Source organism: Terrisporobacter vanillatitrophus (assembly GCF_051148895.1).
GTDB lineage: Bacteria > Bacillota > Clostridia > Peptostreptococcales > Peptostreptococcaceae > Terrisporobacter > Terrisporobacter vanillatitrophus.
Genome location: NZ_CP154625.1, coordinates 2,157,008 through 2,181,020, shown reverse-complemented (window position 1 = coordinate 2,181,020; position 24,013 = coordinate 2,157,008). Strand labels below are relative to the sequence as shown.

At 26.9% G+C, this 24,013-nt stretch carries 24 protein-coding genes and 1 pseudogene; 21 read left to right on the top strand and 4 right to left on the bottom strand.

Annotated features, from left to right (window positions below):
• Positions 1-261: 261 nt before the first annotated feature.
• A complete protein-coding gene (locus TVTCOM_RS10945) occupies positions 262-753 on the top strand; it encodes a hypothetical protein (protein WP_434796311.1) in 492 nt (163 codons plus the stop codon).
• A 54-nt stretch (positions 754-807) separates the two neighbouring features.
• On the opposite strand, the gene TVTCOM_RS10940 is transcribed toward TVTCOM_RS10945, so the two are convergent.
• Entirely contained in the window at positions 808-927 is a 120-nt protein-coding gene (locus TVTCOM_RS10940) for a sigma factor-like helix-turn-helix DNA-binding protein (protein ID WP_434799735.1), read from the bottom strand.
• Between the two features lie 308 nt (positions 928-1,235).
• On the opposite strand from TVTCOM_RS10940, the gene TVTCOM_RS10935 reads away from it, so the two are divergent.
• The 5 genes from TVTCOM_RS10935 (at position 1,236) to TVTCOM_RS10915 (ending at position 4,169) form a co-directional block, all read left to right on the top strand.
• Positions 1,236-1,544 (top strand): hypothetical protein, encoded by a 309-nt coding sequence (locus TVTCOM_RS10935; protein ID WP_434796310.1) that lies wholly within the window; start codon positions 1,236-1,238, stop codon positions 1,542-1,544.
• 168 nt (positions 1,545-1,712) lie between these two features.
• Positions 1,713-1,907, top strand: coding sequence for a hypothetical protein (locus TVTCOM_RS10930; protein ID WP_434796309.1), 195 nt, complete (start codon positions 1,713-1,715; stop codon positions 1,905-1,907).
• A gap of 131 nt (positions 1,908-2,038) precedes the next feature.
• A complete protein-coding gene (locus tag TVTCOM_RS10925; protein WP_434796308.1) occupies positions 2,039-2,416 on the top strand; it encodes a hypothetical protein in 378 nt (125 codons plus the stop codon).
• 245 nt (positions 2,417-2,661) lie between these two features.
• Entirely contained in the window at positions 2,662-2,823 is a 162-nt protein-coding gene (locus TVTCOM_RS10920; RefSeq protein WP_434796307.1) for a hypothetical protein, read from the top strand.
• A 719-nt stretch (positions 2,824-3,542) separates the two neighbouring features.
• Positions 3,543-4,169 (top strand): hypothetical protein, encoded by a 627-nt coding sequence (locus TVTCOM_RS10915; protein ID WP_434796306.1) that lies wholly within the window; start codon positions 3,543-3,545, stop codon positions 4,167-4,169.
• A gap of 150 nt (positions 4,170-4,319) precedes the next feature.
• On the opposite strand, the gene TVTCOM_RS10910 is transcribed toward TVTCOM_RS10915, so the two are convergent.
• A complete protein-coding gene (locus TVTCOM_RS10910; RefSeq protein ID WP_434796305.1) occupies positions 4,320-4,769 on the bottom strand; it encodes a staygreen family protein in 450 nt (149 codons plus the stop codon).
• Between the two features lie 247 nt (positions 4,770-5,016).
• Between TVTCOM_RS10910 and TVTCOM_RS10905 the strand changes: the two genes are divergently transcribed.
• The 4 genes from TVTCOM_RS10905 to TVTCOM_RS10890 all read left to right on the top strand — a co-directional run bounded on the left by TVTCOM_RS10905 (position 5,017) and on the right by TVTCOM_RS10890 (position 8,086).
• Complete coding sequence (locus TVTCOM_RS10905) at positions 5,017-6,027, top strand: asparaginase (protein WP_434796304.1); 1,011 nt, start codon at positions 5,017-5,019, stop codon at positions 6,025-6,027.
• Positions 6,028-6,275: 248 nt separating this feature from the next.
• Entirely contained in the window at positions 6,276-6,899 is a 624-nt protein-coding gene (locus tag TVTCOM_RS10900) for a hypothetical protein (protein ID WP_434796303.1), read from the top strand.
• 22 nt (positions 6,900-6,921) lie between these two features.
• The gene (locus TVTCOM_RS10895) at positions 6,922-7,554 is read left to right on the top strand and encodes a hypothetical protein (RefSeq protein ID WP_434796302.1); all 633 of its coding nucleotides are present in this window, start codon (positions 6,922-6,924) and stop codon (positions 7,552-7,554) included.
• Between the two features lie 79 nt (positions 7,555-7,633).
• Positions 7,634-8,086: a hypothetical protein gene (locus TVTCOM_RS10890; protein WP_434796301.1), complete on the top strand. Its 453-nt coding sequence runs from the start codon at positions 7,634-7,636 to the stop codon at positions 8,084-8,086.
• 158 nt (positions 8,087-8,244) lie between these two features.
• On the opposite strand, the gene TVTCOM_RS10885 is transcribed toward TVTCOM_RS10890, so the two are convergent.
• Together TVTCOM_RS10885 and TVTCOM_RS10880 are read right to left on the bottom strand one after the other, a co-directional pair.
• Positions 8,245-8,865, bottom strand: a complete 621-nt coding sequence (locus TVTCOM_RS10885; RefSeq protein ID WP_434796300.1) for a response regulator — start codon at positions 8,863-8,865, stop codon at positions 8,245-8,247.
• Between the two features lie 17 nt (positions 8,866-8,882).
• Entirely contained in the window at positions 8,883-9,953 is a 1,071-nt protein-coding gene (locus TVTCOM_RS10880) for a sensor histidine kinase (RefSeq protein ID WP_434796299.1), read from the bottom strand.
• A 229-nt stretch (positions 9,954-10,182) separates the two neighbouring features.
• Between TVTCOM_RS10880 and TVTCOM_RS10875 the strand changes: the two genes are divergently transcribed.
• The 11 genes and pseudogenes from TVTCOM_RS10875 (at position 10,183) to TVTCOM_RS10825 (ending at position 23,958) form a co-directional block, all read left to right on the top strand.
• Positions 10,183-11,115, top strand: coding sequence for an ATP-binding cassette domain-containing protein (locus TVTCOM_RS10875; RefSeq protein WP_434796298.1), 933 nt, complete (start codon positions 10,183-10,185; stop codon positions 11,113-11,115).
• A gap of 12 nt (positions 11,116-11,127) precedes the next feature.
• Positions 11,128-12,273, top strand: a complete 1,146-nt coding sequence (locus TVTCOM_RS10870) for an ABC transporter permease (protein ID WP_434796297.1) — start codon at positions 11,128-11,130, stop codon at positions 12,271-12,273.
• Positions 12,260-13,429 (top strand): ABC transporter permease, encoded by a 1,170-nt coding sequence (locus tag TVTCOM_RS10865; RefSeq protein ID WP_434796296.1) that lies wholly within the window; start codon positions 12,260-12,262, stop codon positions 13,427-13,429. Before TVTCOM_RS10870 ends, TVTCOM_RS10865 begins: the two co-directional genes overlap by 14 nt.
• Positions 13,430-13,818: 389 nt before the next feature.
• Entirely contained in the window at positions 13,819-15,105 is a 1,287-nt protein-coding gene (gene ablA, locus TVTCOM_RS10860) for a lysine 2,3-aminomutase (RefSeq protein ID WP_434796295.1), read from the top strand.
• A complete protein-coding gene (ablB, locus tag TVTCOM_RS10855; RefSeq protein ID WP_434796294.1) occupies positions 15,077-15,949 on the top strand; it encodes a putative beta-lysine N-acetyltransferase in 873 nt (290 codons plus the stop codon). The genes ablA and ablB overlap by 29 nt, the downstream gene beginning before the upstream one ends.
• 84 nt (positions 15,950-16,033) lie before the next feature.
• On the top strand, positions 16,034-16,213 hold the full coding sequence (locus tag TVTCOM_RS10850) for a hypothetical protein (RefSeq protein ID WP_434796293.1): 180 nt from the start codon (positions 16,034-16,036) through the stop codon (positions 16,211-16,213).
• A gap of 469 nt (positions 16,214-16,682) precedes the next feature.
• Entirely contained in the window at positions 16,683-18,992 is a 2,310-nt protein-coding gene (locus TVTCOM_RS10845) for an ATP-binding protein (RefSeq protein ID WP_434796292.1), read from the top strand.
• 229 nt (positions 18,993-19,221) lie between these two features.
• On the top strand, positions 19,222-21,180 hold the full coding sequence (locus tag TVTCOM_RS10840; RefSeq protein ID WP_434796291.1) for a sensor histidine kinase: 1,959 nt from the start codon (positions 19,222-19,224) through the stop codon (positions 21,178-21,180).
• A 78-nt stretch (positions 21,181-21,258) separates the two neighbouring features.
• Positions 21,259-22,479: a phosphoenolpyruvate hydrolase family protein gene (locus TVTCOM_RS10835; protein WP_434796290.1), complete on the top strand. Its 1,221-nt coding sequence runs from the start codon at positions 21,259-21,261 to the stop codon at positions 22,477-22,479.
• An 87-nt stretch (positions 22,480-22,566) separates the two neighbouring features.
• Positions 22,567-23,091 (top strand): annotated as a pseudogene (locus tag TVTCOM_RS10830) (Tm-1-like ATP-binding domain-containing protein).
• 102 nt (positions 23,092-23,193) lie between these two features.
• Entirely contained in the window at positions 23,194-23,958 is a 765-nt protein-coding gene (locus tag TVTCOM_RS10825) for a phosphoenolpyruvate hydrolase family protein (RefSeq protein WP_434796289.1), read from the top strand.
• The last annotated feature ends 55 nt before the right edge of the window (positions 23,959-24,013 follow it).

Sequence of the window (24,013 nt, the reverse complement as noted above, 5' to 3'; positions counted from 1 at the left end):
AAATTTGTTTTTAAAAGGAATATGATCTATTTAAATGATTGAATATACTTATATTTACAAAATGAAGAAACAAATAATATAAATTTTTAATAGTATTAATACATATATGATATTAAAATAGGTGTGTATCTCATTAAAGGATGCGAACCTTTTCTTTATTTATTGATCATTTCAAATATTTAGATTAACAGTACTTTTGAAATTGCAATTTTGGGATTAAACGTTTACTATATAAGTAAATAATTAATAAAGGGGTAAAATATGGTAAATTATATATTGTATTTATTTTTATTTGTAGTTTTTATTGTAACATTAGTTCAGCTCAACGATTTAAATAGGGATGGAAATGTTAAAGAAAGATTATCTTATGAAAATTCAATAAAAGATGAATTGGGGAAAATGGGGGAAATCAAATATGTGGATTTTATAAATAATGGATATATAGCAATAATAGATGATTATATTCAATATAGCCTTTGTAATTATGAAAATAAGGTTTATATAAAAGACATATTAAAAACAGAAATTAATTATGACTTACAAGGAATAGAAGAGATGAGAGAAAAAGAAAGAAAAGATTTTCCTTCCGTTTTACACACTCAGAATACTCCTGTAAAGTTAAGAGAAATAAGATTTATATTATATATGAAAAAAATGGATAATGTCGTGTTAACATTAAATCCACAAGATGTAAATCCTTATAAGATTAAAAAGGTTCAATCAATATTAGATAACATGAAAGTAGCTAGTTAGAATTTAATTGACACGCTTCATTGCTTTAGGGATGGGGTGTGTCAATTTTGTGTTTTAATAAGCTTTTCGAAGCTTTTTCTTACAATTTTGAAATCTTTTGGACAAGGCCTTTTCACTTATTTCCAACATACAAGATATTTCACTTATTGAAAATCCATAGATATATCTAAGAATAATAATTTCTTGATTATTTGGCTGTAATTGATTAAATAATAATAAATTACTATTAAAACAATTAAGTTAATCTAATAATGAAGGTGAAAAATTTATCTTATTTTCCAAATCATTAATATCCATAATACTTTCTCTTTTTCTTTTATTATAAATATTAAGATAAACTATTTTTGCAATAATGGTCACAAAAGCTTTAGTCTTTGGACAATGAATAATTAGTAACTTCAACAATTCATAGTTTAATAACTATTGCAAAGGTTACAACGTATCTTATAGTTGCAGGGGCAACTTACTACTATATTAAAGATGTGGCTAAAATTTTAAGAAAGAAAAAGGTTGGGTATTATAAGGCAGTTTTAATGTATTCATTAAAATTAAAGAGAAACGAGGTATTTATCGGACTACATATTAAATCTAATAAAGCTATTCAAAGAGTTATACTTGATAAATCTGTTTGGAGTACGAGTGAAAAGAGGGAATATGATCTTGCACACTCTGTTACTAGTAGAGAACCTCTTCATCATAGAGATGAAGATAAGAAAAAACAACCAGGACATTATAATCATTATCATGCTAAAAGTAAATACATTAAATTTCCTGCGCACATATGGTATTAAATATAAGGTGAAATAAAGGAAGAGTAATATGATTATTAGAATTACTTATGATAAGTATACAATTAATGAAAGTTATTCATACATATATTGTCCCAATAACATTAATATAAAAAAAGAAATATTAAATCAGAATTTGTAAAATGGGAACGAAGTTTAGGAGACCTGGGTATGGAAAGAGAGAAGGAATTTTTTGAGCTTCATAAAATAGGATATGGCTATTTTTATGATTTAGAAGATATAATGATTTACTGGATAAATAAGTATCTCTTAAATTATGAATATGGAAATAAAGCTTATTTATTAGATAATAATTTAGAGCATAGCTACGATATAGATATAAATGCAGATAGTATATCATTATAAATAAACCTGAAAATATAATAAATTCCTATGATCTTATAAATAGTGCTAGAGACTTTAATGACTGTATTTAGTTAAATAAAAAATAAAATCAAAAGAATTAGGATAATACTGAAGAAGGGAAGATGAGTATTATGAAAAATACTAGGAAGAAGTATCATGTAATAATTGGAATAACCTTTATTTTAATAATGGTAATTGCTGTTATAGGGGTGGTAAATTACGTTAGTTTTTATCGGAAAGCTACTTGGTTTGATATTTTTACAAACAAACAACTTCCATTATATGCTATAGAGGAGCTTTATGTAGATGGCAAGGAAAATTATTATATAGGTGGATATCATAATAAGTATTTACAGATATTTGATTCACATGGAAATTATAAAATGACAATAAGTATATCATCTAATAGTGGAAGTTTTTTCTTGGATAAAAATAATTTCCATTATATTGATTATGATTATGGAGAGTATATATTAGATATTGAAAAAGAAGATTTTGTACGAGCATGAATTATCAGGTGAAAAATTAGATGATTTTTTTGCTGAATAATTAAATAGAATAGGTAAAATAAGATTCCTTTATAGGGACCTCAAAGAGCATTTATAAGAAATAATAAGTAAAAGACTTAGTGCTTATATATTAAGAAAATTAGAAGATAAGTACAGTAAGCACAAAATAGTAGTGAATATACTGTACTTATTTATGTAAGCATAAGCATATGAATTTAGAAAAAATACAATAAATCTACAAAAAAATGTCCCCCAAAAAATATAATACAATTATAAAGGGGGATATTCATGATGAAAAAATAATTACTATACATGCTAAGGACTTAGAAATAGAAGTTTTAGACATTATAGAGAGTACACTTATTATGAAGATGAAAATTGAGTATAAAAAATTAAAGACAGTTTAATGAGAGTTTGATTAGGAGTTATCTCAAAATAATTATTAATTATAAAAGGGGCAACTCTTTTTTTATGTATAACCATATAAAAATGTTAAAAAGGTATTTAGATGGCAAAGAAATGTAGAGGTGCATCATCTTATTAAAAGTAAAAGTTAAATTCTAGGAACAGCTAGGAACAGCTAGGAACAGAAAATTTGATAGAAATACTGTGCCTTGGGAGATAGGAACAGGCATAGGCACAGACATAGGAACAAGCTACACATCAGTAAAGAACAGTATTTGAAGTATGTGTGTGCCTAGTGTGCCTATAAAAATTCCTAGTTATTTAATAATTACAAAAAAATAAGAAAAAATAGCGCATATGTGTGCGCGCGCGCGTATAAGGTTTTTGGTGCTTAGGCACAGCACATAGGAACAGGGCATGATAATAATAAAAAACAGAAAGGGATAATGCCTATAAAATACCTAGTAGGAAATAATATTTTAAAAAGATAAATATACACTAAACCAAAGAAAAAACAGATGATTCTATTTAAGAAAACAATCAATATGCGTTAAATGAAAACTAAAAAAATATACATAAAATACAAATTACGACAAAATTAGGAATTAATATATGATATTATACTCTTTGGGTCAATAAAGTTGTAACATTTTGTGTAGATAAATAATATAAAAATTTACGGCTTTATATTTAAGTAATTTATTAGGAGAGGAAGAGGTATATGCAATCAACAAATTCAGATGTTGTTTTTTGTGGTCAATGCGGTAAAGAAAATGAGGCTACAAGTTCATTTTGTAATGGTTGTGGAAAGGATCTAAAAAGATTAGACCTTAACAAAAACAATTCAGAAGGGGGAAACTGGAGAAGCGGTTATAATAGTGCTGATTATAGTGAAGAAGAAATAAATACATTTATCTCAAAGAATCAAATGTTTTATTTAGGAAAATTTGATCAAATAAGTATGACTGGAAATAAGAAAACTTGGAACTGGTCAGCTTTTTTAGCTAGTACATATTGGATGCTATATAGAAAAATGTATCTACAAGGGGTAATATACTGTGTAGCAAATTTATTATTAGCATGTATTCCTGTTATAGGATGGTTATTGAATTTAGGTCTTTGGATAGGATTGGGTGCTTTTGCCAATTCATTATACTTAGATCATATAAATAAAAAATTCCAAGAAATTAATTGTGCAGATAGCAGTTATAGACAGACATTGATAAAGAAAAATGGTGGTACTAATATGGTACTTCCAATAGTATTACTTATAATACCAATAATTATTGCAATTATATTCGTATTTTTATCTATAGCAATGTTTGGCTCAATGTCTTATTACTATTAAAATGAAATCAAAAGGGCATTGAATTTAACATTCAGTGTCCTTTTTAAGTGATATTTAATAAAACATTTAGTCATATAATATTTAAAAGAACTTCCATTAATTATGAAGAATTTGTGGAAGTTCTTTTTTTATTTATATTTATGGTTTAAACTACAAAATGTAATCCTTCACATAACCATAATTTTCATAGTTATCAAATATGGCAATTTCAGAATCAAATTTCACGTAAATAGGTGTATCAAGTAAAAAATCATGCTCATTTAATAATTCTTTATCTCCATAAAAAATAGCTTGAAGAGCAAACTTTAGATGATATTTAAAAGCACCGTATTTCATCGATGCAGTAAGATAATCAGAATCACCAACATAAGCATAAAAAATCAATATATAAGATTCATAACCGTATCTTTTATATTTTCCCAAAAGTTCATCTCTCATTTCTTCATTTATAGCAGAATAATTGTACTCAGGACCAATATCTAAAAAGAGCATGCCTGTAGTGTCTGAGTGTGTAAGAGTATACTTTCTACCTTCAATTGGTCCTAAAGGTGTCATAGGTGGTATGAATGTGGTTTCCAGTTTGTTTGGGTCAAATTCCATATAATCACCAACTTTCAAAAATTTATATTACTCTATGATATAAGGAGAATAAGACAAAGGTTACAATTTGCAGAAGTTGTCATACTTTTTATAAGAAGGTGTTATATATGAGTAATTTTCAAGTATACAGTTGTAAAGACTAACTTTAAAATAAGAAAATACATATAATATAAGTATAAATATTAAAATATTTTCACATAAATAAAATACAGTTAGTTAGCAAATAAAATAAAAAGGAGAGAATAGAATGTCAGAAGTTCTTTTAGAAGTAAGTAGAGGTCCATTGGTGGAAAATATTCATAGAGGGGACATAACAATAGTAGGAAAAGATGGGAAACTTAAATACTACAAAGGAGATCCTTACAAAGTTGCATATATTCGTTCAGCACTAAAACCAGTTCAAGCAATAAATGTATTTTTAAGTGGTGCTAATGAAAAATACAATTTTGAAGATGAAGAAATATCACTTATGTGCGCTTCTCATTATGGACAGGATATACACATAAAAATGGTAGATAAAATACTTAAGAAAATAGGACTGACACAAGAAAATCTTCTTTGTAAAGGCACCTATTCTTTAAATGAAGATTATAAAACATTTCAAATATCAAATCATATTAAGTTAACTCCAGCTAAATCAGATTGCTCAGGAAAACACAGTGGAATGCTTGCATCTTGCTTAGCCAAAGGATATGACATAGAAAATTATAATTCAATAAATCATCCCATACAAAAAGATATAAAAAAACTTATATCTGATTTTTGTGAAATTGATGAAGATAAAATTTTAATAGGGGTGGATGGATGTGGAGTTCCTGTACACGGCATACCTCTTTATAATGCGGCTCTAGCTTTTGCTAAATTTACTTGTACTGATAATTTACAATTAGATGTAAAAAATGCTTGTGACAGAATTTTTCAATCTATGAATAATTCGCCAGAGATGGTTGCTGGGATAGGTGGATTTTGCACAGAATTAATAAAAAACACCAATGGAAAACTTATTGGAAAACTGGGAGCCGATGGGGTTTATTGTGTAGCTGTGAAAGGAGCAGATATTGGCATTGCCATAAAAATTGAAGATGGAAATTACAAAAGAGCCATACCTCCTGTTGTAATGAGATGTTTGGAGGACCTTGGTGTGTTGACTTTGGAAGAAATAGAGGCTTTGGATAGATTTAGAGAAGAAGACTTGAAAAATAGTCTAGGGAATACAATAGGTAAGGTGAAACCAGTTTTTCATTTGGATAAAGTATAAAAATTGGGTTATGTAATAGGAAGAAGTTATTATAAAACTATTTTGACAAGATGTGTTCTTAGACATATGTCAGAATAGTTTTTTATTTTTGAAAAATTTTATTTAGCCAATATTTAAACTATATAGAAAAGTGCACAACTAACGTATATATAGAAAGAGGGACTGAATAGTTTTTTCTTCAGAACATATCAAGATAAAAAACTCTAATATTAAATTAAAAACTATTTTAGAAAGGTACTATTATAAAAATGAAAAAAATACTAAAGAATGTTTTGCTAAGTATCCTATTTATAAGTATAGGAATATTTGTAGGGTCTTATAACAAAAGCTTAATTAAAAATATCTTTAATAAAACAAATTCATCTGCAGAAAGTGTAGTAGAAAATTTTGTACAAGCAACCTATAACAAGGATAAATACACTATGGAAAAATGCTTAAGCCCAGACTTAAATGATATTGATAAGTTGAAGACATTTAAAGCAAAGGGTAGCAATATAGCATCAGATATACTCACTATATATGAACATTATCTTTATTACAAAAAAAATCCACCAAAAGAGCTTTCAGATGAAGATATGAATACACATGAGTTAGCCATGGATAAAATAGAAAAGGGTAATCTTGTTGAAGTTTATGTAGAGTTTCTTTTAAATGATGTAAATGCTAAAGCAAAAGATATGGGAGAAATATCCATAAGTGCTAAATCCCTAGTAGATGAGAAATCTTATGAAGGAAAAGACGCAGATAAAGACTATTTAGATATGGAATTTTCCATAACTCTTAATAATAATGATGATGTATCAACAGATGATGAGAGCATAGCCATTCAAAATAAAGAAGGAAAGTATTATATAGTTGATATGGATATGTAGTAATTGACAATGGGGGTATAAGGTGAGAAATAAAAAGAAATTAGAACAAGTTGACAAATCAAATATCAAGGGCCAAAGCAGAATACGAATATCTAAAAACAGTAAAAGTAATAAAAAAATAAAAGAAAACAAAGACAATAAAAACAATAAAAACAATAAAAATAATTTAAAAAGTAAACAAACAAAGAAAAATAAAAACAAGTCATGGATTTTTATAATAATAAGCTTATTTTTAGGTGTGGGGATAGGTTATTTTACTGAATTTAATATAAAAGATTTCATAGAAGACATAAGTAAATATAGAATAACCATAGTAAAGGTAGATGGTCAATCAGAAGAATTAGAAAATGATTCAAAAGAAGATTCCAAAACAAATACTTCTAAAAAAAGCAAACAATCAAATTCAGATAAAATTAATAAGGCCAAGAAGGCAATAATAAATTCATGTGGAAGTGACTTTAAAAATGTGGCTTATTCAGGAGAAGGTAAACATCCAACTAAAGGAGATGGAGAGTACTATATATTCAACATGGGTGAAGATGTAACAGGAGATATGATGTTTTACGTTGAAAAAGATACATATAAAGTATTTGAGTATTCTGTTGATGGGTACTTTGGAGAATATAGAAGAGGTGATTACAGTTCATTAGAATAGGGTAAGGAATAAGTATCTGCTATGATATAATTACATAAACTTACCAAAATAGTACTTTGAATTGTGGGAGGATTAAGACATGAAAAAATTAATATTAGCGCTAATAGTAGTATTAAGTCTAAGTACAGGATGCGCCAAAAATAATGAAAAAATAGAAGACACACCAAAGGAAGAAACCAAAAACTATGGAAATGAAGCTAATGGGGTTAAGGAAAAACCAGAAATAAAAGAAGAAAAAGACAATGACAGTGAAAAAACAGAAACAAGCAATACTTCAAATGATTCAGATACTTCAAATAAAAATGAAGAAAGTGAATATGAAAGAGGATACAAAGACGGATATAAAGATGGTTATTATAAGGCCAAAATAAATGATACTGGAGACGAACAAGTTATTAACAGTGAATATGACAGAGGATATTCAAAAGGATTTGACAACGGGTGGACACAATGTGTGACTGATGGAAAGGATTATGAAAGTAAAAAGAAAAAAGAGGAAAATGAAAACATTCCAAAATCAGATAACAATTAAATAGATCAATCTTGCGGTAGTGATAATTTATATTTATTAAATGATTATAAAGCATATTGCAAAGATTGTGGATTTGACTAGGATTATAATTAATAAAATATATATGTAAAATAATAAATATGAAATAGGGGTGTATCAAAAATGATACCCCCCTATTTTTATTTATTTTTATAATAAAATATAGCAACTTGAGTTCTATCTCTTAAGTTTAGCTTCTGAAGAATATTGCTTAGTGTATTTCTAATAGTGCCTTCACTTAAAAATAAACTATTGGCTATTTCCTTATTACTAAGCCCTTCTGCTATAAGAGTTATAACCTCTAATTCTTTTTGAGTAATTCCAAAGGAAGAAAAATCAGTTTGCTGATAATTATCAAGAAGTGAGGGGATTTTGGAGATAATATCATCACCAAAAACATTTTGACCAGTGTGTACTGCTCTTAGAGAAGGAACGATACATTCAAAATTTTGTTTTATAATATAGCCCTTAGCGCCTATGTTTAAGGCTCTTATTATATATTCATTGTCAGAAAAAGTAGTCAGAAATAGGATTTTTGCATTATTATCCTTTTTCAAAATAGTTTCTGCTGCCTCCAAACCTGTTATATCATCCATACGTATATCCATAAGTAGAATATCAGGATTTAGGCTATGATAAAGTTTAATTGCATCATTGCCATTATAGGCGGTTCCAACAACTTCAATATCATCTTCCGCTTCTAGTATGGTTTTTAGAGAGACACATACTAATTTATCATTATCAACGACTAATACACGCATAATTTACATAATCCTTTCTAATTAAAATTTTTAGGAACAGAGATAAATATTCTAAAACCATGGTCAGTGCTTATATGCAAGCTTCCACCCATGGAAGAAATCCTATCTGTTATATTTTTTATACCGATACCATTTTCACTATTGTACTTAATCTTATTGCCATTGTCATGAATAACTAGTTGATATAGAGAAGGATGTTCACGTACAAAAATTAGAACTTCAGTAGCATTAGAATGTTTTATAATATTGGATAAAGCTTCCTTTGTTATAGTAATAAAACTATACTTTATTTTATTTGTAGGAATTGACTCTAAGTCGTAATCCAGTTTTACAGGACAAAACTTGAAGTTATCAACTAATTGTTGCATTTCAATTTGAAGATCAATTGCATCCTCGTGTAAATCATGAACACTATTTCTAATACTATCCATAGCTTCTGAGAGAGTATCCTTTATAAGAGTAAGATTTAGATTAATGTTCTCATCTTTATTAGTAGCTAAAAGTGCTCCTGTTTGTAGTATACATCTAGATAGAAGATGACCAACATTATCGTGAATATCTCTAGCTATTCTGTTACGTTCCCTCAAAGTAGCTAAATTAACTTCATAATCTTGTTTTTCTAAAAGTTCTCTATTCTTTTTTTCAAACTTCATAGACAATTCCTTGGCATTGTCACTTACATGATAATAATTTTTTTTCACATACTCAAAAGATATAGTTCGATACTTTAGTATATAGCTTATAAAAGTATAAGCAAAAATTAAAAACATTGATAAAGTGTTTACTAAAGAGCTATGTATTAAAATAGGTAAAATAAAAATCAACCACAACCACTTAGTTCTATATAAGAACAAGTCATAACACATAAGAGGAATAAAATATAAAAAATCTGAACTTAAAAAACAGAAGCCTAAAAATGCGGCAAAAACTGTAATTAATACCTTGTTATTTTCGCTATAGCTAATAACTGAACTTAAAAAGACGCATATAAGTATAGGTACAATCAAATAAGCATCAGTTACATTGTATAAATAAATTGATAAAGAAATAAATAAAATTATAACCTTATCAATTACGCTATTATTCATATATAAATCACCTCAATTCACATTGGATTAAATTAGCAAGGAAAATTTTTCATTTATAAAATGATTTTAACATTAGATTAATACTACAACAATATTATTATTACATTTGTCATAGGTATTTTGGAGCCTAGTCACTTATTCATTATAACTAAATTTAATATAATAAAAGTATACAAAAGGAAAAATATGAAAATTAAAATATAAATAAGAAATTATTGGAGGAATAAGTATGGTTATAAATGTTAAAAACTTAGTAAAAAGATATGATGATTTATTAGCCCTAGATCATTTAAATTTAGAAGTAAAAGAAGGTGAAGTATTTGGGCTTTTAGGACCAAATGGTTCTGGCAAAAGTACAGCCATAAATTGTATCTTATCCTTACTAGAATACGACAAGGGAGACATACAAATTTATGGAAAACCAATGAGCCCACAAGCCTATGATATAAAAAGGAATATAGGAGTAATAATGCAAAATGTGGCTGTATTTGAAGAATTAACAGTATATGAAAATATAGATTATTTTTGTGGATTATATATTTTAGATAAGAACGCACGAAAAAAATATGTAGAAGAGGCAATAGAATTTGTTGGACTGGGAGATTATAGAAAGTTTTATCCTAAAAAGTTAAGTGGTGGATTATTAAGAAGATTAAATATAGCATGTGGAATAGCACATAAGCCAAAGTTAATTATATTAGATGAACCAACAGTTGCAGTAGATCCTCAAAGTAGAAATAACATTTTAGAAGGAATACAAAAACTAAACAAAGAAGGAGCAACAATTGTATACACATCTCACTATATGGAAGAAGTAGAACAAATCTGTACGAAAATTTCAATCATGGACAAGGGTAAGGTAATAGCAACAGGAAGTAGTGAAGAATTAAAAGGAATGATAAATTGTGGAGAGACAATAACAGTAGAAGTTTTTAGATTAGAAGATGAAGTTCTAAAGAATTTAAAAAAACTACCTAATATAACCTATGCACAACATAAAGACAATTATCTAGTAGTTAAATCTAGTAAAGGCAAAAATAATTTGTCAATTGTAATAGATTACCTAAGAAAGAATAATGTGCAAATAGGAAAAATTTACTCAGAACCACCTACACTAAATGATGTTTTCTTAGAAATCACAGGAAAAGAATTAAGAGATTAAGGAGGTAAAAAAATGTTTTATCATAATTTCAAATATAGAATTAAGTGTATTACAAGGGATAAGAATATGATGTTTTGGACATTATTATTTCCAATTCTACTGGCAACTTTATTTAATCTATCTCTTTCAAATATCTCCAATGCTGAGGATTTTTCCCCAGTAAATATAGCTATTGTGAAGGAGGGAGAATACTCTAAAAATAAGGAATTTATAAATACAATAAATTCCCTTTCAAAAGAAGAAAGTGATGATCCCTTGTTTAATATTAAATATACCTCAAAAGCTAAGGCAAAGGATTTATTAGACAATAATAATATAGATGGATATTTATACTTTGATAAAGATATAAAAATCATAGTAAAAGATAAAGGAATAAACCAAACAATAATTAAAAGTTTTGTAGATGAATACAAACAAACAGAATCTACAATAAAAACAATTATGAAAGAAAATCCAAGTGCAATACAAAGTGTAGGAATAGATAATTTATTTGAAAAAACAGATTATATAAAAGAAGTATCAGTAAGTAAAACACCCACAGATGAATCTATAAACTATTTTTATACTCTTATTGCAATGGCATGTTTATATGGTGGATTTTTAGGACTTAAAGAAATATCTCAAATTCAAGCTAACCAATCTTCACAAGGAGCTAGAGTTAGTGTAGCACCAGTCCACAAATTAAAAACTTTTATGGCATCTATGGCAGCTGCTACTACAGTTCAATTATTTGATATTTCAGTACTTATGGCATATCTTTGCTTTATATTAAAAATAAGTTTTTCTAATCAAATAGGATATATATTATTAGCATGTGTTATAGGAACTATTACAGGAGTAACATTTGGAATATTTTTAGGAATAGTACTAAAAAAATCAGAAGGCATTAAGGTAGGTATATTAGTTGGAGCTACTATGACAATGTCATTTTTAGCAGGTATGATGTACGACAAAATGAAATATATTATAAACTCAAAAATGCCTATACTAAGTTATCTTAATCCAGTAAATTTAATAGCCGATTCATTTTACTCATTATACTATTATGATACAACAACTAAGTTTTTTATAAACATGGGAGTGCTTTGTATATTATCAGTTATTTTTAGTGGAACTACCTATTTAGTTTTAAGGAGGCAAAAATATGCAAGTTTATAAAGCTTTTTTTAAAGTTATTCATAAGAATTTAAGTCAAATTTCAATATATATAGTAGTATTTGTAGTTTTCGCAATAGCACTTGGAAGCACAAAGCAAAGTCCCAATGATATAAATTTTGAAGATACTAAAGTAAATATAGCATTTATTAATCAAGATGAAGACACAAAAATTGTGGAGGGATTAAAAAAATATCTTAGCACTAATACAAATATAGTAAGTATTGGAACAACAAAAGAAGAATTACAAGATGCACTTTATTTTAGAGAAGTTGAGTATATTGTAACAATACCTAAAGGATTTACAGGGGAAATATTAAGTAACAATACAAAAGTAAATATTGAAAAAACTACAATTCCAAACTCAGTAAGTGAAGTATATATAGATAACTTAGTAAATAGATATTTAAACACAGCTAAAAAATATAATCTGGCATTGGGAAATATATCTCAGTCAGATCTTGTAAAGTATATAAATAAAGGCTTGGACTATAGCACAAAGGTAGAGGTAAGTACTTATGAAAGTGGATATGTAAGCAATATAGGATGCAAAAATTATTATAACTATTTCGCTTATTCAATATTTGCAATATTAATACTAGGAGTAACAGCAGTTATGCTAACCTTTGAAAATAAGGATTTAAAAATGAGAAATTTATCTTCCGCATTAACAATGAGAAGCTTAAATTTCCAACTGGTATTAGGAAATATTAGTTATGCTGTAGTAACGTGGATTATTATGATACTAGCAAGTTTTGTAATGTATAAAGGATATATGCTTAGTATGAATGGATTATTATTTTTAGTAAATTCTTTTATATTTACTTTAGCAGCATTAAGTATAGGTTTACTGATCTCAACATTTGTAAAGAGCAGAAGTGCCATGTCAGCAGCAGCCAATGTAGTGTCTTTAGGATTTTGTTTTATAAGTGGAGTATTTGTACCACAAATGTATTTAGGAGAAACAGTAATTTCAATAGCAAAGTTTAACCCTACTTACTGGTATATAAAAGCTAATGAAGAAATATCAGTTTTGGTTAATTTTAATATGGATAATCTAATTCCTATAATTAATAGTATGTTAATTGTACTTGGATTCGCCATTGCCATATTATCAGTAACTCTTGTAATTATGAAACAAAAAAAAATTAGTAATTAATAGAAATAAGGCGTGGCGATCGTGGTTGATTGCCACGCCTCTCTTTTTTATAATAGTTTGTACTAAACATGCTCACTTGTGAGTTGATATTTTAGTCAAAGTCATTATTAAAATCAATAAGATGTATATATAATATGCAAATTTATAAATTTCACTTGATAAAGCAACAACTTAATGCTAAAGTTAAGTTGTTGGTATCTATGGAAAAAATATATTTTAATGCTAGGAATATTACTTTTGTAAAATAACCAAGAAGTATGCATTATGTTTCAACATTTTTTATAGAAATACCTTAATTAATATCTTTAGGGGTACATAATTAACTATGAGATGAATTAACAGTCTATAGTTTAAGTGATTTATATTGTTTAATTTAGGAGGTACTTAAAATGAAAAGAAACTTTAAAAATATAGCATTATGGAGTAATGTTACGGAAGAAGATTGGAATAGTTGGAAATGGCAAATTTCTAATAGAATAACTACAATAGAGGAATTGGAGAAGGTTGTAAATCTTACAGATGATGAGAGATATGGAATCGTTACTAGCCTTAAGAAGCTTAAAATGGCTATAACTCCTTATTATGCAACCCTAATTAATCCTGATGACCCTAATTGTCCAATTAGAAAACAAGCAATCCCAACGATTCATGAATCTGAAAAATTAGAATGCGACAGACTAGATCCTTTACATGAAACTCTTGACTCTCCAGTTCCTGGACTTACACACAGATATCCAGATAGAGTACTCCTTCTTATTACTGAACAATGTTCTATGTATTGTAGACATTGTACAAGAAGGCGCTTTGCGGGACATGGAGATAAATCTTTGTCAAAGAAAAATATCTTAAAATCTATTCAATATATAAAAGAACATAAGGAAGTAAGAGATGTTTTATTGTCTGGTGGTGATGCATTGTGTATTTCTAATGAAAGGCTTGAATTTATATTGAAAGAATTAAGAGCAATCCCTCATGTTGAAATTATAAGAATAGGAACTCGTGTTCCGGTTGTTATGCCACAACGAATAACTGAAGATTTATGTAATATGATTAAAAAATATCATCCAGTTTGGATTAATACACATTTTAATCATCCTAACGAAATAACGGATGAATCAAAACTTGCTTGCAATAGGATTGTGAATGCAGGAATACCACTAGGGAACCAGTCAGTGCTATTGAAAAATATAAACGATTGCCCATCTATTATGAAAGAACTTGTTCACCAATTAGTAATGAATAGAGTAAGACCTTATTATATATATCAATGTGATTTATCTGAAGGTATTGAACATTTTAGAACATCAGTATCTACAGGAATTGAAATTATAGAGCTACTACGTGGTCACACTTCTGGATTTGCAGTACCAACTTTTGTAGTTGACGCACCTGGAGGAGGAGGTAAAATACCGGTGAACCCACAATATGTAATTTCTCAATCTCCAGAAAAAGTTATCCTAAGAAACTACGAGGGTGCTATATGTGCTTATACTGAACCAACCGATAAAACCCGTGAATGTCAAGATTGTGGTATATGTGAAAAGCATAAGGACGATGATTATAAAGGACTAGAAAAACTTTTTAAAAATGAACGTATTTCCCTAACACCAGCTAGTAATGTTCGATTAAATAGAAGGAGGGAATTTAATGAAGCTAATGAAGAACTTACAATCTAATATTGAAAATAATTATTATACAGTAATAGATAATACGAAAATTTGTGTAGATAATGTTAGTGAACGTGTAAAAATACTTAATTCAAGTAATATTTCCGTTCAGTCTTTAAAAAAAATAATATGTTTTGCATCAAGTCAACAGATGGGTAAAATTATATGTAATAGCGATATAGAGAATTCAGAATTACTAATTGAGGCAGGATTTTGTGTAGAAGGAAAAATAGATGGATTTTTTAAGGGAAAAGATGCATTATGTATGTCATATTTCATTGACAGTAAGAGAAAAGTCAGTATTGATTCAGTGCAAAAAGATATCTTGATTGATCGAAGCTTAAATATACAAAATACATATAGTAAAAGTAGCAATAATATTTCAACATATAGCATTAGGACGGCTATGCCAAAAGATATTGGTCAGATTATTGAATTATTTTCAACAGTATTTTCTACATATCCAAGTCCTGTCTATGATGAGAACTTTCTAAAAGAAACTATGAATGGAAAAGTTTTATATAAAGTTGCTGTATTAGAAGGAAAAATAATTGGAATTGCTTCAGCTGATATGGATACAGATAATTTAAATGCAGAAATCACTGATTGTGCTACATATCCTGAACATAGAGGAAAAGGTATATTATCAAATATTATATATCAGTTAGAAGAGGATCTTAAAAAGATGAACTTTATTACTTTATATAGTTTGTCAAGATCAGTAAATCCAGGTATTAATATGGTATTAAGTAAACATAATTATAAATATACAGGTAGATTAATAAATAATTGTAATATATGTGGTGCATTTGAAGATATGAATATTTGGACTAAAAATATCAATAGTAGGTAATACAGAAAAAATAACCTCTTTGTCATTATGCATCTTCCTTAATATATAGCAAGTTTTGTAATGTATAAAGGATATATGCTTAGTATGAATAGACTATTATTTTTAGTAAATTCTTTCATATTTACTTTAGCAGCATTAAGTATAGGTTTATTGATCTCCACATTTGTAAAGAGCAGAAGTGCCATGTCAGCAGCAGCCAACGTAGTATCTTTAGGGTTTTGTTTTCTAAGTGGAGTATTTGTACCACAAATGTATTTAGGGTAAACAGTAATTTCAATAGCAAAGTTTAACCCTACTTACTGGTATATAAAAGCAAATGAAGAAATATCAGTTTTAGTTAATTTTAATATGAATAATCTAATTCCTATAATTAATAGTATGTTAATTGTACTTGGATTCGCCATTGCTATATTATCAGTAACTCTTGTCATTATGAAACAAAAAAATTAGTAATTAATAGAAATAAGGCGTGGTAATCATGATTGATTACCACGCCTTTCCTTTTTAGAGTTATGTATTAAGATTGTACTCTAAAAGGTCATTTATAAGGGTTATATTCTAGTTTTATTGAGATATTATATCTTCTATTAAGTTTAAAAAATCAAGAAATTTCTATTTTATTGAAGGAAAATCCATACAAATAGCAAATTATATTGTATAAATAAAAAAAAATAAAAATAAAAAAAAATAAAAATGAATGATAATGAGGAAGAAATTATTTGGAGGTAAATATATGATTTTTAATGCCAAAAAAAATGAAACATTTATTATACATTTTATTAAACATGCAGTAATTTTAATAATATTTTTAATGATTTTAGGAATAAATAGTTCAACATTAAATATTGATATGCAAAATAAGAATATGCATGATTTAATATCAATATTATCTCTGATGATGTACTTTGTAGCAATAATATCATCATTATATTATTATATGTTAAAGAAAAATAATGAAATAATCTTCTATCTAATTTACTTTGTTATTGCATTTTTTTTACATCTCTCAAATCAAACAATATGGATTAATATTCAAGATGAACATTTACTGATTAATTTATTTATTATGAACAAAATGCTTATATTAATGACTATTATGCCAAATACAAAATTTAAAAATAAAATTTTGAATGGAAAGTTTATTTTTACTTTTTGTATGGCATTAACATGCTTAATATTATCTTACATAGAATTATCACTTATTATTAATGAAACCTTAATTACAAATTATGTTATGCAAATTATATTTATTTTGGGAGATATAATTTACATTTATGCTTCGATTACATATTTAAAAGAATTCAAAAAAACAAAGGATTATATTTATATTTTATGGACAGTTTTTTTGTTAAGTAGATGTTTGAAAAATTTCTATACATTAATATTTTACAATGGAAATATGGAAAATAATAAATATGCTATTATATCATTACTAATTATGTATATCGGATTAATTATATATAGTATAGGTATATTAATTATAAGTAACACAGAAGTAAATAATAAATTAAAAGATATGCAAGATTTAGATGTATTTTATAATATATTAGATAATGAATTTATGAATATAGAAATGTATTTTTTTGATAAAAATTTGAATCTTATTTATGCAAATAAAGCATCAAGAAAGCAATATGAAATTAATGAAAATAATATGGACTCATTTAAATATTTAGAAGAAAGATGCAAAGAAAAATTTGAAGATGTGGATGAAAAGTATAAATCTATCATATTAGAATCAATAAGAACAAATAAAAGATGGAAAGGTATAATTTCTAAAGGTAATAAGAATGAGGTGTTACTAGATATAAAACCACAAGTTAGCAAAGAATATGGTGAAATATACGTTGTTCAAATTGATTATAATAAAGAAATGATAAAATTAAAGAAAGAAGTAGAAGAAAAAAATAGAATATTTGATGTAATAACTGAAAAAAGTGGAGATCTAATAATAATTATAGATAAAGATAAAAGAATTAAGTATGCGAATAAAGAAGCCTATAAGTTATTAGGATATGAAGAAAATGAAATAATTAATCTAAAAATAAAAGATATAGTAATGGATAGTTGTAACTACAACTATAATTGTCAAGAGAAAAAGATATTTGGAGAATTACATTTAATATGTAAGGATAAAAAAATTATAGCTGCAGAAACATTGGGAACGCCAATTAAAGATGAAGGTTGGATATTTATGTCTAGAAATATTACATATAGAAAAGAGTTGGAATTATTAAAAGATGAAAATGAAAAGATTAAAGTTCATCAGCAACTAAAAAATGATTTTTTTGCAAACTTGTCTCATGAATTAAAAACACCTTTAAATATTTTTTATTCTATTATACAACTATTAGATTTGAATTTAGATAAGAAAGAAAATGAATTTAAATTAGTATATGAAAAATATAACAATGGACTGAAAATAAATTTTTATAGAATGCTTAGAATGATTACAAATTTGATTGATTTAACAAAGTTCGATTCAAATTTTAAAGAAGTTAACTTTAATAATTATGATATAGTAAAATTATGTGAAGACGTTACCATGTCCGTTATAACCTATGCACAACAAAAAAATATTGAAATTATATTTGATACAGAAGAAGAAGAACATATAATGAGATGCGATGGAGAATATATGGAAAGAATTTTACTAAATCTTCTTTCAAATGCAATTAAATACACTCCTAAAGAGGGAGAAGTATTTGTTAATTTAATTTTTAATGAAGATTATGTACAAATAAAGGTAAAAGATAATGGTATAGGTATCCCAAAAGAAAAACTTGATAGTATTTTTGAAAAGTTTGTTAGAATAGATAAAATATCAAATCGAGAAAATGAAGGCAGTGGTATAGGACTTAGTATTGTAAAATCACTAGTGGACTTACTTCAAGGAAAGATATATATTGAAAGTTGTGAAAATATAGGAAGTGAATTTACTATAGAAATACCAAATATAAAGCTAAAAGAAGATTTAAAGGACTACGATGTAGATAAAGAAAGAATAACTTTAGAACTATCAGATGTTCATGGGATTTTCTAAGGGTGTATCAAAAAAGATACACCCTTGATTTGTTTTTTTATTTGAAAAATAGTTAAAACTTCTTTATTATAGATATAGGGGAAGTCGAACTTTGACATCATGCGTCATGTTAGATCAAAATATAATATAAAGTATTTATATATAATAATAATTGTCGAAAGGAAAATTAAATTTTTTGTCTAATTATTATAAATATATTTAATACATCAAATAGGAGCATAAGACTAATATGAAAAAAACAAACAGGCTACTAATAATATCATTAATAATATTGCTAAGTTCCGTTACCAGTATATATGCACAGGTAAAAGATAATAAGGATTTACACAATATACTTTTGATAAATTCATACGATATTGATAATAAATGGGAAAACAGTATAAAAGATGGATTTAAAGAATCAATGAAAAATAATCCTAATATTAAGATAAAAACTGAGTATTTAGATATTAGGAACAACAATAATCAAAACTATTTAAAAAATTTTGAAAAGTTATTAAATACAAAGTATAAAGATAACAACTTTGACATGATTGTAACAGTAGATGATGAGGCCTTCAATCTAGCTAGACAGGGTTTATTCAATGAAAATAGTATATTTTATAAAAAAATTATAGTTTTTACAGGTGTAAATGAAATAATAAATCTTAAATTCCAGGAGAAAGAATATATAACAGGATTTATGGATGGTAGATCAAAGATTGAGCTAATGAAATTAATTACTCGTCTTCAACCACAAGTAAAAAAAATAAATGTTTTAATAGATGATACTAATTATTCCCTAGATATAAAAGATAAATTATCGGAAAATAGATATCTATTAGATAAGTATATAAATTTAAATTTTATAGAAGCTGAATATGAAGATGAAATACTTAAAAAAATTAAAGACATAGATGAAAATAATGAAGCCTTATTAATATGTGGAGTTTTTAAAGATAATAATTTTTATGATTATCTTAACCCTGAAAAATTTATCAATAAAATCAAAAGTATAAAGGATATACCAATATATACAAGTAGAGAAGATTATATAGGAAAAGGTGTTATAGGTGGATATATTGATATAGGAAGTGAATATGGAAAGTCACTGGGGAAAATGGTTTTGAAAATATATAAAGAAGAAGGTATATCTTCAGTACCACTGATTACTAAATTAGGGGCCAATTATATGGTTGATTATGAAAAAATATATAAGTACAATATAAACCCATTAGACCTTCCAGAGGAAACTATTATAATTAATAAAAAACCTCATGAATTTGTGATAACAAAAAATGAGAGAGTGCAAATGATTTTGATTATAATATTTTTGCTTATTATCATGGCATATATAATTACTATGATGTTCAAACATAGAAAAAATAATATTAAAAATAAAAGATTATACAATATTGCTAAGGAAAGAGAACAATTAAAAACTGATTTTATAGCAAATATGAGCCATGAACTAAGAACACCTTTAAATATCATTAGTAGTGCATCCACATTGCTAGAAATGAAGGTAAATAGAAATGAAGAAGTTGAAAAAGAATATATATTAGATAAGGTAGAAAGAATTAACCAAAATAGTAACAGACTAAGAAGACTTATAAATAATTTAATAGATATTACAAAATTTGATTCTGGTTTTTATGAATGTAGATGTAAAAACGAAAATATAGTTTATGTGGTGGAAGATATAGTATTTGCAACAGTTGATTATGCTAATGAGAAAGATATACAACTATTATTTGATACAGACGCAGAAGAAATAATAACTTTTATAGATAAGGAAAAAATAGAAAGAGTTATTTTAAACTTACTATCCAATGCCATAAAATTTACTAATGAAAATGGAAAAATAGAAGTTCATATAAAACACGACGATAAATTCGTATATATTAGTATAAAAGACAATGGAATAGGAATACCAAAAGAAAAAGTAGATCAAATATTCCATAGATTCTATCAAGTAGATTCTATTTTATCTCGAAAAAACGAAGGTAGTGGAATCGGTCTTTGCATAGTAGATGAAATAATCAAAATGCACAATGGCAAAGTTGAAATTGATAGTGAAGAAAACAAAGGAACTACTTTTAAAGTAATCTTAAATCTTTCTAATGATGATCGTATTGACGGTCATATAAATAATAAAACTGATAGAAATATTAATGACGTAGTAAAAATTGAAATGGCTAATATATAATTGTAAAGCTACTAAATTTGTATATGATATACTTATTTAGTAGCTTTGTTTAATGTGAAAAATACAAGGGGAAAACTTATGAAGAGAGAAGAAACATTGGAAAAACTTATGTTACAAATAAAGAAAGGCAACCATATTATTGGTGTGGCCACAGGATCTGGTATGACAGCAAAGTACTCACAAAATGCTGGGGCAGACTTCCTTTTAACTCTTAGTTCGGCAAGATTTCGTCAAATGGGAAGAGGGTCCCTGGCAAGTTTTTTACCCTATTGTAATAGCAATGATATGGTTATGGAATTTGGATCAAAAGAAATAATACCTTTAGTCAAAGACATACCTGTTATTTTTGGAGTGAATGCCACTGATCCTACAAAAAATATGGATACTTACTTAGATAAAATAATTGAAAATGGTTTTTCTGGTGTAAATAATTATCCTTCAATTGGACTTATTGATGGAAAAATTAGAGAGGCTCTTGAAAAATCAGGATGTAGTTATTCATTGGAAGTTGAATTAATAAAAAAAGCTCATATTAAAGGTATATTTACTATAGCAGTTGTCTTTGATGAAATACAAGCTAAGCAAATGATTGAAGCTGGAGCAGATGCTATATGTTTACATTTAGGGTTAACAGAAGAAGATTTATTAGGAGATAGAAAAAAGTTTTCCTTGGAATATGTAAAACTTAAAATGGAAAAAATATTTAATAGTTGCAACGAGACAAACCCTTCTGTAATAAAATTAATTTATGGCGGGCCAATTAAGACTCCACTAGATGTTCAATATATGTATAGTAATGAAGATTTAATGGGTTATATTGGTGGTTCAATTTTTGATAAAATGCCATTTGAAAAAGCAATTACTAAAACAATAAAAAGTTTCAAAAAATCATCTAATGTTGAGGAAGACGATTTAATAGTAAAAAAACTAGATAAAATTACAAAGAATTATAATTATATTGAATTTGTAAAAGAATATGTGGCTGAAAATTATATGAATGAAATATCATTTTTAGATTTGGCTAACTCAGTTCATATATCTAGAAGTTATTTAAGTAGTTTATTTAAAAAAGAAGTGGGTTGTAGTTTTACAGAATATTTAGTAAAATTCAGGATAAATAAAGCAGTTAATATATTAAATAAAAAAGATATACCTTTATCAACAGTAGCTTCATTGGTTGGCTACAATGATTATTCTCAGTTTAGTAAAATGTTTAAAAAATATAAAGGATATTCTCCAATAAAACATAAACACAAAAAATTAGAACATAAAAACATTTACTTAAAAAATGAAAAATAATAGTATAGATATAAGGTTAATTTTCGTATAAAAAATTACATAATTTATACTAATTAGACAAAATAAATCTGAAGGGGAGATTTATCGATGAAAACCGTTGCAATTGCAGGTCCCTTTGATAATAAGGGTACGCAATACCTATATGCAAAAGAGCTAATTGAAAGTTTAGAATTAAATACTTATACAATACATACAGGCGTGTTTAAATCAACTTTCAAACCAGATGTATCTAATGAAGAAGTAGCAAAAGCAGCAGGATGAGATATGAAAGTTCTTGCTCAAAAAAACGACATAGAATTGACGACAGAAGTTTTATCAAAGGGAATGGAAAAGCTAATACCTAAACTCTATGAGCAAGGAAAATTTAATGGAATTATATTTTTTGAAGGTCCTAGTAAAACTTCATTTGTAACTCCTGCGATGAGAGCATTACCAATTAATGTGCCAAAGATTATCATATCAAAAGTTGTATCTAAAAATACACCACAATATGTGGGAAAAAGTGATATTAATATGATGCCAATCATTGTGGAAATGGACGAATCTAATTTTACTTCTACAAAAATGGCAGTTTTTACAATTGCTGAAATGGTTAAATTTGACAATAACTAATAATTTATATAGAAAATTTGAAAATTAACTGGAGGTAAATTGAATGAATAGAAAAGAAATTATTAACAAATTTAATGAAGATGTAATCAAGGGAAAATACTAGTGGGAGTTGGGGCTGGAACAGGTATTACAGCTAAAAGTAGTGAAGCCGGGGGCGCTGACATGCTTATTATATATAACTCAGGTAGGTATAGAATGGCAGGGCGTGGACAACTGGCAGGATTAATATCCTATGGCAATGCAAACCAAATCGTTGAAGAAATGGGAGCAGAAATACTACCAGTTGTAAAAGGCACACCTGTTCTAGCTGGTGTATGTGGCACAGATCCATTTAGACTAATGGATATATTTTTAAAACAATTAAAAGAGCAAGGATTTAGTGGAGTTCAAAACTTCCCCACAGTAGGATTAATAGATGGTGTTTTTAGACAATGCTTAGAAGAAACAGGAATGGGTTACGACTTAGAAGTTGAAATGATAAGCAAAGCTCATGAACTAGATATGCTTACTACTCCATATGTATTTGATCCAGAGCAAGCAAAAAAAATGGCAGAGGCAGGAGCAGACATACTGGTTGCACATATGGGATTAAATACAAAAGGAGCAAAAGGACTAAAAGTAACTCTTACTTTGCAAGAGTGTGTTGAAAAAATAAAAGCTATAATTGAAGCAGGAAAAGAAGTTAATCCAGATATAATGATTATTTGTCATGGAGGACCTATCTTAGAGCCAGAAGACGTTGCTTATATAATAGAAAAAGTTGAAAAAATAGATGGTTTCTTTATAACTTCATCTCTAGAAAAATTTCAAACAGACAAAGACATTAAAGAAAAAATATCATCATTTAAAGAAATAAAGAAAAAATAAAATTTTATCACCTTACTCATTTATACTGAAATATAAAATTATATTTCAGTATTTT